Raw genomic sequence first — 15,554 nt, 5'->3', positions numbered from 1 at the left:
GACCAATACAGTCCAACTGTGGGAGGGGCTTGCTCCCGATGGCGGTGGTTCAGTCAGCACACTCGTGACTGCATCACCGCTATCGGGAGCAAGCCCCCTCCCACATGGTGCTCTTCATCATGACTGGAAAGGCTCAGCGCTTACGGCAGCGGCCTGCCGGCAGCCTTGTCGGCCAGGGCGAACACGCGCTTGTAGAGGGTCGTGTCTTCGAAATCCAATTGCTCGCCCTGTTCCAACTGGCTGCGAAAGAGGCCTGGGTCTCCTGTGCATCGGCGGCGGTCAGGCCGGGGCCCTGGCCCTCGAACGCAGCTGATTTCACAGACCAATACAGTCCAACTGTGGGAGGGGGCTTGCTCCCGATGGCGGTGGTTCAGTCAGCACACTCGTGACTGCATCACCGCTATCGGGAGCAAGCCCCCTCCCACATGGTGCTCTTCATCATGACTGGAAAGGCTCAGCGCTTACGGCAGCGGCCTGCCGGCAGCCTTGTCGGCCAGGGCGAACACGCGCTTGTAGAGGGTCGTGTCTTCGAAATCCAATTGCTCGCCCTGTTCCAACTGGCTGCGAAAGAGGCCTGGGTCTCCTGTGCATCGGCGGCGGTCAGGCCGGGGCCCTGGCCCTCGAACGCAGCTGATTTCACAGACCAATACAGTCCAACTGTGGGAGGGGGCTTGCTCCCGATGGCGGTGGTTCAGTCAGCACACTCGTGACTGCATCACCGCTATCGGGAGCAAGCCCCCTCCCACATGGTGCTCTTCATCACAGTCGGAGAGGCTCAGCGTTTCATGCAGCGCTGATAACGCTCATCCACCCGTTTGGCAAACCACGCCGTGGTGAGGTTTCGGGTGATCTTCGGGCTCTTGAGCACAATGCCCGGCAACACGGCACGCGGCAGCGGCTTGCCGGCCGCCTTATCGGCCAGGGCGAACACGCGCTTGTAGAGGGTCGTGTCTTCGAAATCCAATTGCTCGCCCTGTTCCAGCTGGCTGCGGATGCTGGGGTTGCGCATGTCCAGTTTCGCGCCCAGCGAGCGCACCGCCAGCTCGGTGGTGCCGGGTAGTACCGAACCGTAGCGAATCAAGTCCCCATCCAACGCCAACTCACTGCCGGAAACGCGGCTGACTGCCGCCTGGAACGCGGCATTGCGGCTTGCGTACCACCCCGCATTGAAGTCGGCAAAGCGATAAAGCGGTTGTTCATAATTGACCGGGTAGCCCAGCAAGTGAGCGATGCCGAAGTACATGCCGCCACGGCGGGTGAACACTTCGCGGCGAATCGTGCCGTCCACCGTGTAGGGATAATCGCGCGCCTGCTTCTGCGCAAACTCGATGCTGACCTGCATCGGGCCTGCGGTGTGCACCGGGTTGAAGCCGCCGAACAGCGTATTGCCCAGAGGCACCATACTGATGAAATCGTCGAAGATACCGCTGAGGTCCTTCTCGGTGCGCGCGGCATTCAGGCGCTCGGCGTAGGTCTTGCCGCCGGGAGAACGCACCTGCAAGGCGCTGCGGACCACAAACGCTGGCACATGCACCTTGCCGGCACGGCGCAGGATTTCATCCTGGGCGATCTTGCCCATATTCGGCACGGGCGGGTCGACCTGGTAGGTGGATTCCTGTTCGGTCACCGCCAGCACGGCGCAGATATTTTCGGTGCTGGGATAGATGTGCTGGGTATCGAACGCGGTGTAAATGTCCTGGGCCCAACCGTTGCGGTCGGCGACTTTGGCGGGCAGCAGGCGCACGATCTGCGCCTTCACGTCGGCCTCGCTGCGTTCCGGCTGCTGCGGGCCGCGTGACGTTGAGCAGCCGGCCAGCACCAGCAAAGTCGTGAGGCTGAGGATCAAGCGTGTTGAGTACATGGAGCTTCCTTGGATAACGACGGGCCAGGCAGTGCGGATATCGACAGGCAAGTCTAACGCGGGTTCGCCACTCTACCCTGCGCCATTTGAAAGGGGACACATCCCGCTGAAATCTCCCACATGAGCCTCGGATAACCTCTACTCCCCTCCTCCAGACACCTCGGCAAAGTCCGTCGCCTGATCACACAGTGCGAAGGATTGCAGATGGATTTGTTCGTTAAGGCCCTGGTTGCCGGGGCTGTCTCATGATCAACCCTACCAGCCAGGCCATTGGCTTTCTGGTGCTGGCCGCCATGGACTCGAAGACGCGGGACGTCGAAGCCGTTCTCGGCGATTTCCGGCGTTGCCTCAATTCCTACGATCTATGGGCGCAAAGCTATTTCAGCTTTTCCGCGCTCGATATCGAGCAGGTGTTCAAGGTCGGCGACGAGGTGGTGGTCGCGCCGATCAACCGTTCACTCTTTCCCAGCAGCACCGTCGCCGCCTGCCCTGCTGATGGCACGCTGACTCTGGTGCATATGTTCGAGAGTTCACGCTTTGTGCCCATTGGCAATACGCCGGTGGTGCTGCAGCGAATTGACCCGAACGGCGGGCCGCTGGGCGAGCCCATCCATCACACCATCGGGCCCGGCGGCATTCTTGAGGTCAAGGAATGTGATCGCAACCAGCGTTACCGCATCAGCTTTTACCCCAACGTTTCCCAGGAGCACTTCAAGGCGCTGTACGCCTCCTATCAATCGGTGATCGCCCCCCTCGAAAGTTGGCTGCGCAATGAATGGCACGACACATTCGAACCCTTGTGGAAGGGCTATTCCGAGGCGAATTTTCTCAAGCGCTATCGCTCGTTGCATCGAGCCTATGCCCAGGGCTTCGGCGAAGCGCTGTATTCATTGTGGGACAGCATCAAGCAGCTGTTGGAGTGGCTTTCAGCCCCGCTGGCAAATGCTGAAAAGCTGCTGCATTACCTCTCACAGGCAGAACTTGACCAGTTACTGGCGTTGAGTGCCGAGACCCTCGCCAAGGGGCTGCTGGTGCTCAGCGATGAACCCTTGTTGTTCGTGTACCTGGCGGCGCTGGTCAGTTGGATGCGCCTGCTACCGCCGCCCTACATGAACGAAATGCTGGGAGAGCTCGGCGCCGAAGTACTGATCAATTTGTTGCTGGCGATGGCAACGGCCGGGATGGGCATGGCGGTGCGCATCAGTACGAAAGTGCTCGGCCGCATCAAGTCTCACCGTACACGCCAGTGGTTGCAGCAGATAGCCAGTCAGTTTGGCAAGGCGAACCTGGACGAGCATACCGATGCGCTGAAGCCGGTGTTGTTAGCCAGTGCGGCCACGCCGATCAAGACGGTGGCGCCGCTGAAAGTTGGCGAGGAACTGGTGCCGAACGCCGTGCCGGCAGTGCGCAGCAAGCAGCAGCGCACCGCACTCGTGCACGAATCGCCCGTGGATGACGTGCCGGTTTCGGCGAAAAACCCGGCGGGGGATGCGTCTGCTTCTTCCGATAAAACTGTGACCAACGGCTGCCCGGTGTCGATGGTCACCGGCGAGGAATTGCTCACCCTCACCGACGGCACGCTGGACGGGATTTTACCGTTTGAGTGGACGCGGGTGTATCGCACCAGTGCGGTGGAAATCGACGTTGGGCTGGGGTTTGGCTGGAGTCACGCCCTGGCGCAGCGGCTGGTCGTGTCCGGCGATTCGGTGGTGTGGACCGACCATGAAAATCGCTCGACCACCCTGCCCTTGCCGACCGCTTCGCGCCCGGCGATCACCAACAGCCTGGCCGAAGCGGCGATCTTCCTGGGCGATTTGCCGGATGAACTGGTGCTGGCCCAGGCGTCGCGGTTTTACCACTTTCGTGATGGCGTGCTGGTGTCGATCAGCGATGCGTATGACAACCGGCTGCGCATTTCCCGTGATGTGCTGGGGCGCATTGAACGGCTGGACAACGGCGCCGGGCGCTCGCTGTGGTTGCGTTATGCGCAGGGCCGGATTGGCGCGGTGGACTATCAGGTGCATCGCGCCAAGGGGCGTGAGCCTTACGAGTGGGTCACTGAGCAGACGGTTGTGTCCTACGCCTACGACGACACAGGCCGACTGGTGTCGGCGACCAATGCCGTAGGTGAATGCGAGGTTTATCGGTACGACGAGCAGCACGTGATTCTGGAACGTGGGCTGGCCGGTGGGGCGAGTTTCTTCTGGGCGTGGGAACGTTCCGGCAAGGCGGCGCGCTGTGTACGGCACTGGGCCAGTTTTGCGCAGATGGACACGCGCTATGTGTGGGGTGATGACGGACGCGTCACCGTGCATAACGCCGATGGCAGTCAGGAAGTGTATGTGCATGACCCGCGGGCGCGGCTGGTGCAGCGGGTTGATCCGGACGGCGCTCAACACTTCAAATCCTACGATGAAAAAGGCCGGCTGACGGTTGAGCAGGACCCACTCGGCGCGGTGACGGCGTATCAGTATGACGACGCTGGGCGCTTGGTGGCGCTGTTTCCGGGGGACGATGAGCCGGCGTCCTACGAGCATGACAACGGGTTCGTACGGGTGGTGCGCCGGGGTGAGGCGGTTTGGAAGTACGAGCGCAACGAGCAAGGCGACGTAACGCGTAAGACTGATCCAGACGGCCATATAACCGACTACAGCTACAACAAACACGGGCAACTGATTGGCGTCTGGTATCCCGATCACAGTTGCCAACGGCTGGTGTGGAATGAGCGCGGGCAACTGCTTGAGGAACAGTTGCCCAATGGCGGGATCAAGCGCTATCGCTATGACGACCTGGGACGGGAGGTTGCCCGCGAGGATGAGCATGGGGCGCTGAGCCAATACCAATGGGACAGCGTCGGTCGATTGATTCGGCTGATATTGCCGGACGGTGCATGCAGGGAATACAGCTACAACGCCTACGGAAAAATCACCGCCGAACGCGATGAACTGGGGCATATCACCCGCTACGAGTATGCCGACGGGCTGCACCTGATCAGTCGACGGCTCAATGCCGATGGCACACAGGTCCAGTACCGCTACGACAATGCTCGGTTGCTGCTGACCGAGATTGAAAACGAGGTCGGCGAGACCTACCGGCTTGCCTACCATCCCAACGGGTTGATCGAGCAGGAAATCGGCTTTGATGGCCAGCGTACCGCCTACGTTTATGACCTCAACGGCAATCTGCAGGAAAAGACCGAACATGGCGACGATGGCGGTCAGCTCATCACGCGTTATGAGCGAGATCCTGCCGGACGCCTTGTCAGAAAAACCCTGCCGGACGGCGCCGTTGTTGACTATGCCTACGACCGCCAGGGCAATCTCCTCAGCGTCGTAGACGGTCACTGGGCGCTGGCCTACGAATACGATCGACAAAACCGCCTGACCGCCGAGCATCAAGGCTGGGGCACCTTGCGTTATGGCTATGACGCCTGCGGACAACTGCAACGCCTGCGCCTGCCGGACAACAACCGCGTCACGTTTAACCACGATAAAGGTGGCCACCTTGCGACGGTTCAGCTCAACGGTGAAGTGCTCACTTCGCATCTATTCAAAACCGGTCAGGAGCAGCAACGACAGCAAGGCGAATTAATCAGCCATTACCACTACGACGACCAACACCGCCTGCACGCCCACGCCATCACGCAACAGGAAAACCGCCACTACCGCCGCCAATACGACTACGACAAATCCGGCAACCTCAGTCGTATCCTCGACACCCGCAAAGGCGAACACCGCTACGCCTACGACCCGCTCCACCGCCTGATCCGCGCCGATCATTCGCAGGACCTGCAGGAACGCTTCGGCCACAACCCGGCCGGCAACCTGCTGATGCACGACCGCCCCGGCCCGGACATCGTCGCCGGCAATCGCCTGATGATCCAGGGCGACCGGCATTACGACTACGACGCCTTCGGCAACCTGATCCGCGAACGCCGAGGCAAAGGCCACGCACTGGTCACCGAATACCGCTACGACTGCCAACATCGTTTAACCAGCCTCACCCAACCCAGCGGCCAAACCGCCCACTACCGCTACGACCCCTTTGGCCGCCGCATCAGCAAAACCGTTGACGGCGTAACGACGGAGTTCTTCTGGCAAGGCGACAAACTGATCGCCGAACACCACGCCGACCGCCACCGCAGCTACCTCTACGAACCCGACAGCTTCCGGCCATTGGCCTTACTGGAAGGCTTCGGCCCCAACGCCACCCAGCCCTACCACTACCAACTCGACCACCTCGGCACGCCACAGGAACTCACCGCCGCAGACGGCGAAATCGTCTGGTCCGCCCACTACCGCGCCTACGGCCAGATCAGCCGCCTCGACGTCGGAAAAGTCGACAACCCGCTGCGCTTTCAAGGTCAATACTTCGACGAAGAAAGCGGCCTGCACTACAACCGTCATCGCTACTACAATCCGGATGTTGGGCGCTATCTGACGCCGGACCCGGTGAAGCTGGCGGGCGGGATCAATGCGTACCAGTATGTGCCCAATCCTACGGGTTGGGTGGATCCGCTAGGTTTGAACACGTGCCCTGAAAACAACGGCTGCAAACCTTCACTAAGCATTAATGATCCCGCTGAACAAGCATCTATAAAGAAAATAGAACCTGCAACGCCCACTCCGCAGGAAAGCGAAGACTATCTTTTCCGTGGAGATAAAGCATCACCTGACGAGGTATTCAAAAATGGGTTTAAGAGCAAAGGAGACAGTGAGGACCTATACTTGCACGCGGTAGATAGTGATGACCCTGCGAGCAACTTCATAAGCACTTCACCTTCGCGGACGGTAGGAATCATGTTCGCCACAAGTTACGGCACTAAAAAAGGTTATCTATACACGCTCAAAAGCATTGAGGGTCACGATATAAATTTAGAGCTAGGAAAGCAAACACCTTATCCAAAAGAAAAAGAATTTGCCATCCATCATGTAATAAACTCAGAGGACATTCTGGGTGCTACACCGGTAAAGGCTGATGGAAGCTATATAGGCTACTCAATTCCAAACCCAAATAGGAAATAACATGAAAACACAAAAAATACAGGTGATCGTCAACAACCAAAAAGCAGAGGTGACAGTAAAATATGACTCTGGAAAACTTATGATGACGTTTTCGGAAGCTGAAAACTTTCAGAAAACTTATGAAGGAAATGACATGTATGTTTGCCTGGCTAAAATTCGAGCGGAATTTCCCCATATTACCTTTCTATGCAAAGGCGCGAAGATAAATGTAAGACCCTCAAGAATGGCCTCTCAAATGAGCGCAGGACTAGTTGCTTACGAAATGAACTTAGGCAAACAAGCGACCAATGAAGATATCGTCCGCATCTTTGATTACGAGGAGGAAAACCTAACAAACGACCCAAAAGAACAGATCGACTTCTTTAAAAAATGGCTGGCATCATTAGGCGCACAAGATTATGAAAAATTTAACTGAGCATGATCTCGAAATATCAAAGAGCACTGCACCTGTGGCGAGCAACTCACCTCGCCACAGACCTACGAACCAAAATCAAATCCCCGCCAACGCCAACTCCATCGCAAAATACGTAAAAATCAAATCCGCGCCCGCTCTCTTAATCGACCCCAACGTCTCCCGCACCACGCGATCTTCGTCAATCGCGCCAGCCTGGGCGCCAAACTTGATCATCGCGTACTCACCACTTACCTGATACGCCGCCACCGGCAAGCGCGAGGCTTCGCGGATGTCGCGGATGATGTCGAGGTAGGCGCCTGCTGGCTTGACCATCAATGCGTCCGCGCCTTCCTGTTCATCCAGCAGCGATTCACGGACGGCTTCGCGGCGGTTCATCGGGTTCATCTGGTAGCTTTTACGGTCGCCCTTGAGGGCGCTGCCGCCGGCTTCGCGGAAGGGGCCGTAGAGGGCCGAGGCGAATTTGGTGGAGTAGGCCATGATCGGGATGTGGGTGAAGCCGGCGTCATCCAGGGCGCGACGGATGGCCTGGACCTGACCGTCCATCGCGGCTGACGGGGCGATCACATCGGCACCGGCGCGGGCGGCGGCCACGGCTTGTTTGCCGAGGTTGACCAGGGTCGCATCATTGTCGACATGGGCGCCGTGCATCACGCCGCAGTGGCCGTGATCGGTGTATTCGCAGAAGCACGTGTCGGACATCACGATCATTTCCGGCACGGCGTCCTTGATGATCGACGACATGCGCGAGACCAGGCCGCGTTCCTGCCAGGTGTCGCTGCCGTTGGCGTCCAGGTGGTGGGACACGCCGAAGGTCATTACCGACTTGATGCCGGCGCGGGCGTAGCGCTCGATTTCACCGGCAAGCTTCTTCTCGGGGATGCGCTGCACGCCCGGCATGCTGGTGATCGGCACGAAGTCGTCGATTTCCTCCTCGACGAAGATCGGCAGCACCAGGTCATTGAGGGTGAATTCGTTTTCCTGGAACAAGCCGCGCAACTGCGGTGAGCGGCGCAGGCGGCGGGGACGGGACTGGGGGAACTGGCTGGTCATGGAACTCCTGAAAAACGGCGGAAACAGTTGGGCAAAAGCTTATGCCCCTTGATTGCACGGCACAAACGCCGAAGGCCCAATAGTCTGTTGCATGGCCTGTAACAATTGCCTTGCGCTAGAGCTGCAAACGCCCGTCGATACACACCGCAACGGCGCCACCGACCCAGATCTCATCGCCCTGGCGTTCGATGTGGATGCGCCCTGCCCTGCCCATCGCCGTGCCCTGGCTGACCACGTAATGTTCAGGCGCCAGGCCCTCACTGAGCAACCATTGTGCGACACCCGCGTTCAGGCTGCCGGTGGCCGGATCTTCCGGAGCGCCGTCGCCCGCGACAAAGGCGCGGACCTCAAACTGAGTGTCGCCCACGTCGCTCGGCGCAATCACGCCGACCGCCAGGCCAAGCAGTTGCGCGTAATCGGGCTGCAGGTCCAGCACGCTCTGTCGGTCGGCCAACATCACGGCCAGCCAACCGGCGCCATTGTCGACCCACTGGCTGCGCAGGATGGCACCGGGCGCCAGGCCCAACCCCAGGCGAACGCGCTCCAGCAATGAAGCCTCCACCTCGCCGGACCGCAACAACGGCGGCGCAATAAACGCCAGTTCGTCGCCCTGGCGCCGGATACGCACCAGGCCGATTTCGCACTCCTGAATGATCTCTTCGCCCTTCGGCACACCGCCGGCCTGCAGCCACGCGTGACAGCTGCCCAGGGTCGGGTGCCCGGCGAACAGCAGTTCCCGCAGGGTGGTGAAGATGCGCACGCGGTAGTCAGCCTTTGGATCGCGTGGCGTCAGCAAAAACGTGGTTTCGCTGAGGTTGGTCCACTTGGCGAAATCGGCCATCTGCTGGTCGGTCAGGCTGTCAGCGCCCAGCACCACCGCCAGCGGGTTGCCTTTGAGCGGCACGCTGCTGAACACATCCAGTTGCTTGAAATCAAAAGTCGGCATGGGTCAGCTCGGTATGCTCAGGCCACGGATCACTGCCGGCCGGGCGACGAAGCAATCCAGCGCGCGCAGTACATTGGGGAAGTCGGCGATGCCCACCACGTCGCCGGATTCATAGAAGCCGATGAGGTTGCGAATCCAGGGGAAGGTTGCGATGTCGGCGATGCTGTAGTCGTCGCCCATGATCCAGGTACGGCCCAGCAGGCGTTTTTCCAGCACCTCGAGCAGGCGCCGTGATTCGGCGGCGTAGCGATCGCGGGGGCGTTTGTCTTCGTAAGCCTTGCCGGCGAACTTGTTGAAGAATCCGAGCTGGCCGAACATCGGGCCGATGCCGCCCATCTGGAACATCAGCCATTGCAGGGTTTCGTAACGGGTGGCCGGGTCTTCGGAGAGCAACCGGCTGGTTTTTTCCGCCAGGTAGATGAGGATCGCGCCGGACTCGAACAACGCCAGCGGCTGGCCGCTGGGGCCATTGGGGTCGATGATGGCGGGAATCTTGTTGTTGGGATTGAGCGACAGGAACTCGGGGGAGAGCTGGTCCTGAGTGTCGAAACTGACCTTGTGCGCCTCATAGGGCAGCCCCAGCTCCTCCAGCATGATCGAGACTTTGACACCGTTGGGCGTGGGCAACGAATACAGCTGCAGGCGTTCGGGGTGCTGGGCGGGCCATTTGGCTTTGATCGGGAAGGCAGCGAGTGGATTCATCGGGAAACCCCTGGGCGGAAACTCACCATCATAGTCATCTGCCCACCTTCGTGCATGCGTCATCATTGCGCAACAATGGTGCGCTAATCTGCCGCGAGCGCGAACCAAAGTGCCCCGATGCACTCTTAAGTGCGCCCTCTTGGGTGAATGGAGGCACCTTGCTATATCGACAAGGAACACCGCAGCACGCGCCAAGCGCCACTGTGGCCGGGCCTGTCGGCCTTAACCTGACGCACGAAGACTCGAACCTATCATGAAGATCAAGCCTCTGCGCCTAGTGCAACGTTTCAAACGCTATTCATACATTATGTTACCGATGCTGCTGGTCAGCGGCGCCATGGTTGCCGTCCTTGACGCCCGTGAAAGCCGCGCGCAGCCGGTGGACGGCGTGCAAACCCTGGTATTTTTGCGCCACGGCGAAAAACCGGCCGGCGGCCTCGGTCAGCTCAATTGCCAGGGCCTTAACCGTGCGATGAACCTGGCCACGGTGCTGCCGGAAAAATTCGGCAAGGCCAATTACGTGTTTGCAGCCAACCCGACGCGCAATATCGAGGAAGGCGAGAAGGATAATTCCTACAGCTACATTCGTCCGCTGATGACCATCAGCCCCAGCGCGATCAAGCTCGGCCTGCCGGTCAACATCAAGTTCTCGGCCAACGACACCAGCGCCCTGGCCGACGAGTTGGTGGAAGACAAGTACCACAACGCGACCATCTATACCGCCTGGTCTCACGGCTATCTGCCGGAACTGATCAACAAGGTGGCCAGCGAAGCGGTGGGCGAGAAGCACACCATCACCGAAGACTGGTCCGGCAGCGATTACGACACCCTCTACGTGCTCACGCTGACCTGGCACAACGGCAAGGCGTCGTTGTTGAGTCGCAACTATAAGCAGGGCCTGAACGACGGCGAGCAAAGCTGCCCGGAAGCGACACAGGTGAGTGCAGATATCTGAAGGTTGAGCGGCAGGGGCGTATGATGCTGCGCTATCGACTCCTCTGCGGATTATCAGCATGTCCAACCTCATCTCCACCCAGCCCAACCGGGGCTGGTCTTTCTGGTGGAAGCCGGCGCTGTTCCTATTGGTGGCCTGTGTCGGCCTCTACTATGTGAAGTGGTCGCCCTACTACTTCAAGGCGTTTGTCGCGGCCGACAACCACAGCATCGGCGCCTCGATTCTCAATGACCAGCAAAGCTCGCCCCTGGCGGCCGCGCTGGCCTACGCCCAAGTGTATTTCCTGGCGATCTGGAAAGCCGCCGTACTGGCGGTGATTCTTGGCTCATTGCTGCAAGTGCTGATCCCCCGTGACTGGCTGCTGCGCCTATTCGGCCGTGCCGGGCTTGGCTCGACCCTGCGCGGTGGGTTGTTCGCCCTGCCGGGGATGATGTGCAGTTGCTGCGCCGCGCCTGTGGCGGCGGGTATGCGCCGTCAGCAGGTATCGGTGGGCGCGGCGCTGGCGTTCTGGATCGCCAACCCGGTGTTGAACCCGGCCACTCTGGTGTTCATGGGCTTCGTGCTGGGCTGGGGCTTTACCGCGTTGCGGCTGGTGGCAGGGATTGTGCTGGTGGTGGGCGTGTCCCTCGTGGCGCAGCGTATCGCACGCCCCGAGCAGGTGCCGGAGGCCGCGCTGGAAGCTGTGGCCGATGTGAGCACGGTGGACGCGCAACCGTTTCTCGGCCGCTGGCTGCGTACCCTCTGGCAGCTGTTCTGGAGCACCATCCCGGTGTACATCCTGGCGGTGCTGGTCCTGGGCGCGGCACGGGTGTGGCTGTTCCCCCACGTGGACGGCGCAATGGCCAACAGCCTGGTGTGGCTGGTGCCGCTGGCGATTGTCGGCACGCTGTTCGTGATTCCTACGGCGGCGGAGATTCCTATCGTACAAACCATGATGGCCCTTGGCATGGGCACCGGCCCGGCGGTGGCGCTGCTGATGACCCTCCCCAGCGTGAGCCTGCCGTCGCTGTTGATGCTGCGCAAGGATTTCGATGCGCGGGTGCTGGTGACGGTGGCCGGATTGACCATGCTGATCGGGGTGGTCTGTGGCTTGATCGGGGCGGTGATTCTCTAGAATTCGGATGAGGCTGATGGCCCTTTCGCGAGCAAGCCCGCTCCCACGTTTTGGATGTAGTTACAGATCAAAAGGTGGGAGCGGGCTTGCTCGCGAAGAGGCCCGTCAGACCAACCCTTTAACCGTGCCGTATACCACGCTCGCGCAAATACTCCACGACAGCCCCCTGCTCCCCCGCAAACTCGATCCGTGCACCTTTGCTCTCGCGCTGGAAGGCGTACATCGGGTCGTAGTATTCACGCAACAACCCCTCAATCCACACCCGGTGCAAATGCACCTCGCCACTGCGCGCCTGCTCCGCCAGAGCGTCCTGCAGAATCGCCTGCAACCGCTGGAAGCGTTCGCCGCCCAGGCGCTTGTGGATATTGGCCAGGCTCTGGGTCAGGCGTTCGGCAAACAGCGCCTGGCCCTGCTCGCCAAACACTGTAATGAACTCGGCACATAGGTCCACCACATAGTCGCGCAGGATCCGTTCCACGCGCCCTTCCACGCTGTCTTCCAGCCACACCATCGCAAAGCGCTGCATGCCTTTGTGCAACGGCAGCGGCAACGCACAACTGCCGATCATGCGGCTCTCGTCCTCGACCACGAACTGCTCGACGCCGGCGGCGCGTTTTTTCAGCAGGTCCACCGCCAGGCGATTCTCGAAGTCGATGTTGGACGGTTGCGCCGTGGCGCGCTTGCCGAAGCTGGAGCCGCGATGGTTGGCGTGGCCTTCCAGGTCAAGGGCGTTGTGCAACTGGCCGAGCACTTCGGTCTTGCCGGTGCCGGTCATGCCGCCGAGCAGCACGAAATCACACTGGGCAGTCGCTTGCTCGATGGCGTCCACCAGGAACGTACGCATGGCCTTGTAGCCACCGCCGACGCGGGGGTATTCGATGCCGGCTTCGGTCTTCAGCCATTGCTGCACGATCTGCGAGCGCAGCCCGCCGCGAAAGCAGTACAGGTAGCCATGGGGATGGGCCTGGGCGAAGTGCGCCCATTGCTCGATACGCTGAGCCTTGATCGCCCCGGACACCAACTGGTGGCCCAGGACGATTGCGGCTTGCTGGCCCTGCTGCTTGTAGCAGGTGCCGACCCGCTGGCGCTCGTGGTCGGTCATCAGCGGCAGGTTGATCACCCCCGGGAACGCGCCCTTGATGAATTCAACCGGCGCGCGGGTGTCCATCATCGGCCGGTCGTTGAGGAAAATGTCGCGGTAATCGGTGATGTCGGCCGCCATCAAATCACCTCGACCGCGTTGGTCTGTCGCTCGAGCAATTCGCCGATTGGCGTAAGGTTCAGGCCCAGCTCCGCCGCCACGGCGTGAAACTCGGCGTCGCCTTCAGGCGTGACGGCGATCAGCAGGCCACCGCTGGTTTGCGGGTCGCACAATACGCGCTTGTGCAGCTCCTGCACGCGCCCGAGCTTTTTCGCGTAGCTGTCGAAATTACGCAAGGTACCGCCGGGCACGCAGCCCTGGTCGAGGTAGTATTCCACCCCTGGCAGGCGTGGCACCTTTTCGTATTCGATGCGCGCCGTAAGGCCACTGCCGTCGGCCATTTCCACCAGATGGCCCAACAGACCAAAACCGGTGACGTCGGTCATGGCGGTCACCCCGGCCAACTTGCCAAAGCGGCTGCCCGGTTTGTTGAGGGTGCACATCCAGTCTCGGGCCAGGCCGATATCCGACTCGCGCAGCTTGCCCTTCTTTTCCGCCGTGGTGAGGATGCCGATGCCCAGGGGCTTGGTCAGGTACAGCCGACAACCGGCGGTGGCGGTGTCGTTGCGCTTCATGTGGCGCTTGTGCACCAGGCCCGTAACGGCCAGGCCGAAGATCGGCTCGGGCGCGTCGATCGAGTGCCCGCCCGCCAATGGAATGCCGGCTTCGTCGCACACCGAACGGCCGCCACGGATGACTTCGCGAGCCACCTCCGGCGCCAGCACATTGACCGGCCAGCCAAGGATCGCGATGGCCATCAGTGGGTCGCCGCCCATGGCGTAGATGTCGCTGATGGCATTGGTGGCGGCGATGCGGCCGAAGTCGAAGGGGTCATCGACAATCGGCATGAAAAAGTCAGTGGTGGAGACCACGCCACGCTCGTCGTCGATGGCGTACACCGCCGCATCGTCGCGCGAGGCGTTGCCCACCCACAGCTTGGGGTCGAGGTTTTGCGCGCCGCTGCCGGCAAGGATCACTTCCAGCACCTGGGGCGAAATCTTGCAGCCACATCCCGCGCCATGGCTGTACTGGGTAAGGCGAATCGGCTCGTTCATGGGAAACCTCAAGCTATCAAGTGGGACGATTCTAGCAGACAGCAAAAGGCCGGCTTGCGCTTGTGAGCGCAGCCGGCCTGTTTGTTTCAGCGCTTACTGACGGGCAGCAAGCAAACGCTTGTGGCGGTTACGCCGGGCGATGTTCAGGCATTCGATCACCGCCGAGAAGGCCATGGCCGCATACACGTAGCCTTTGGGCACATGGGCACCGAAGCCTTCGGCGATCAGCGTCATGCCGATCATGATCAAAAAGCCCAGGGCCAGCATCACCACGGTCGGGTTGTCGTTGATGAACCTGGCCAACGGTTCGGCCGCCACCAGCATCACGATCACCGAGGTCACCACGGCAATGATCATGATCGGCAAGTGTTCGGTCATGCCCACGGCGGTGATGATGCTGTCGATGGAGAACACCAGGTCCAGTAGCAGGATCTGGCCGATGGCCGCGGCAAAACCGATGGTAACGGCGTTGCCGGTGCTGGTCTTTTCCTCTGGCTCCGGGTCCATGCTGTGATGGATCTCGGTGGTCGCCTTCCACACCAGAAACAGGCCACCGGCGATCAGGATCATGTCTTTCCACGAAAACGCCTGGCCGAAGATCTCGAACACCGGGGCCGTCAGTTGCACGATGAACGCGATGGTGCTCAACAGGCCCAGACGCAGGATCAGCGCCATGCTGATACCGATGCGCCGCGCCTTCGCCCGATGTTTCTCCGGCAGTTTGTTGGTGAGGATCGAGATGAAGATCAGGTTGTCGATGCCCAGCACGATTTCCATGACGATCAGGGTCGCCAGGGCGATCCAGGCGGTGGGGCTGGCGGCCAGTTGTAAAAGGTAGTCCATAGGTCAGTCCTGAGGTTGTGCCGGGAAGTTAGGTGTCTTGGGTATTGGAGTCTGACTCGTTTTTTTCCTGATCATCCTTTTTTTGCGGGCTGATCAGGCCTTGTGTCGCTTCGCTCAACGCCTGTTCGGCGGCCTTGTGGGTGTCATCGATGGCCTGCTTGGCCGATTCGGTGGCTTTGCCCAACACCTGCTGTGCACTTTTTTCGACCTGATCACACCCGCTGATCATCACCAATGAAAGCGCAAGCAAGGACGCCGCGCCCAGGGAATTGAGTTTCATGATGCATTCCTCGTTAGAACCAATGGGTCCAGAGAGTGGCCCCGTGATAGCGAGGCATTCTATGCAGGCGGACAGTTCAGTAAAATTCGTATTTTTCTCACGTATACT

12 protein-coding genes and 2 pseudogenes are annotated in these 15,554 nt (G+C 60.3%); 4 read left to right on the top strand and 10 right to left on the bottom strand.

Features of this window, described 5'->3' with window-relative positions:
- Positions 1-143: 143 nt before the first annotated feature.
- The 3 genes and pseudogenes from JOE32_RS01905 to JOE32_RS01895 all read right to left on the bottom strand — a co-directional run.
- Positions 144-260: pseudogene (locus tag JOE32_RS01905) on the bottom strand (DUF1615 family protein); the annotation flags it as partial.
- Between the two features lie 204 nt (positions 261-464).
- A pseudogene (locus JOE32_RS01900) lies at positions 465-581 on the bottom strand (DUF1615 family protein); the annotation flags it as partial.
- A gap of 194 nt (positions 582-775) precedes the next feature.
- Positions 776-1,861: a DUF1615 domain-containing protein gene (locus tag JOE32_RS01895; protein ID WP_209980936.1), complete on the bottom strand. Its 1,086-nt coding sequence runs from the start codon at positions 1,859-1,861 to the stop codon at positions 776-778.
- A 245-nt stretch (positions 1,862-2,106) separates the two neighbouring features.
- On the opposite strand from JOE32_RS01895, the gene JOE32_RS01890 reads away from it, so the two are divergent.
- The gene (locus tag JOE32_RS01890; RefSeq protein WP_209980934.1) at positions 2,107-6,885 is read left to right on the top strand and encodes an RHS repeat-associated core domain-containing protein; all 4,779 of its coding nucleotides are present in this window, start codon (positions 2,107-2,109) and stop codon (positions 6,883-6,885) included.
- 1 nt (position 6,886) lies between these two features.
- A complete protein-coding gene (locus JOE32_RS01885; RefSeq protein ID WP_003237934.1) occupies positions 6,887-7,300 on the top strand; it encodes a hypothetical protein in 414 nt (137 codons plus the stop codon).
- Between the two features lie 75 nt (positions 7,301-7,375).
- On the opposite strand, the gene hemB is transcribed toward JOE32_RS01885, so the two are convergent.
- The 3 genes from hemB to JOE32_RS01870 form a co-directional block, all read right to left on the bottom strand.
- Entirely contained in the window at positions 7,376-8,350 is a 975-nt protein-coding gene (hemB, locus tag JOE32_RS01880) for a porphobilinogen synthase (RefSeq protein WP_209980932.1), read from the bottom strand.
- 115 nt (positions 8,351-8,465) lie between these two features.
- On the bottom strand, positions 8,466-9,296 hold the full coding sequence (locus JOE32_RS01875) for a PhzF family phenazine biosynthesis protein (RefSeq protein WP_209980930.1): 831 nt from the start codon (positions 9,294-9,296) through the stop codon (positions 8,466-8,468).
- 3 nt (positions 9,297-9,299) lie between these two features.
- Positions 9,300-9,998: a glutathione S-transferase N-terminal domain-containing protein gene (locus JOE32_RS01870; protein WP_209980928.1), complete on the bottom strand. Its 699-nt coding sequence runs from the start codon at positions 9,996-9,998 to the stop codon at positions 9,300-9,302.
- Between the two features lie 253 nt (positions 9,999-10,251).
- On the opposite strand from JOE32_RS01870, the gene JOE32_RS01865 reads away from it, so the two are divergent.
- Both JOE32_RS01865 and JOE32_RS01860 read left to right on the top strand, forming a co-directional pair.
- Positions 10,252-10,953 carry a histidine phosphatase family protein gene (locus JOE32_RS01865; protein ID WP_209980925.1) on the top strand — a complete coding sequence of 234 codons (702 nt, stop codon included), beginning with the start codon at positions 10,252-10,254 and terminating at the stop codon, positions 10,951-10,953.
- A 58-nt stretch (positions 10,954-11,011) separates the two neighbouring features.
- On the top strand, positions 11,012-12,067 hold the full coding sequence (locus JOE32_RS01860) for a permease (RefSeq protein WP_209980923.1): 1,056 nt from the start codon (positions 11,012-11,014) through the stop codon (positions 12,065-12,067).
- A gap of 118 nt (positions 12,068-12,185) precedes the next feature.
- Here JOE32_RS01860 and mnmH read toward each other — a convergent pair whose 3' ends face one another.
- From mnmH to JOE32_RS01840, 4 genes are all read right to left on the bottom strand, one after another.
- Positions 12,186-13,289 (bottom strand): tRNA 2-selenouridine(34) synthase MnmH, encoded by a 1,104-nt coding sequence (gene mnmH, locus JOE32_RS01855; RefSeq protein WP_209980921.1) that lies wholly within the window; start codon positions 13,287-13,289, stop codon positions 12,186-12,188.
- Positions 13,289-14,323, bottom strand: coding sequence for a selenide, water dikinase SelD (selD, locus tag JOE32_RS01850; RefSeq protein WP_209980919.1), 1,035 nt, complete (start codon positions 14,321-14,323; stop codon positions 13,289-13,291). Before selD ends, mnmH begins: the two co-directional genes overlap by 1 nt.
- A gap of 93 nt (positions 14,324-14,416) precedes the next feature.
- Complete coding sequence (locus JOE32_RS01845) at positions 14,417-15,166, bottom strand: TerC family protein (RefSeq protein WP_209980917.1); 750 nt, start codon at positions 15,164-15,166, stop codon at positions 14,417-14,419.
- Between the two features lie 28 nt (positions 15,167-15,194).
- Positions 15,195-15,446, bottom strand: a complete 252-nt coding sequence (locus tag JOE32_RS01840; RefSeq protein WP_209980915.1) for a hypothetical protein — start codon at positions 15,444-15,446, stop codon at positions 15,195-15,197.
- Positions 15,447-15,554 lie beyond the last annotated feature (108 nt).

Origin of the sequence: Pseudomonas sp. PvP025 (genome assembly GCF_017832155.1) — a bacterium.
Lineage (GTDB): Bacteria > Pseudomonadota > Gammaproteobacteria > Pseudomonadales > Pseudomonadaceae > Aquipseudomonas.
The sequence above is the reverse complement of the archived record's forward strand: the minus strand, read 5'-3'. Positions and strand labels throughout refer to the sequence as shown.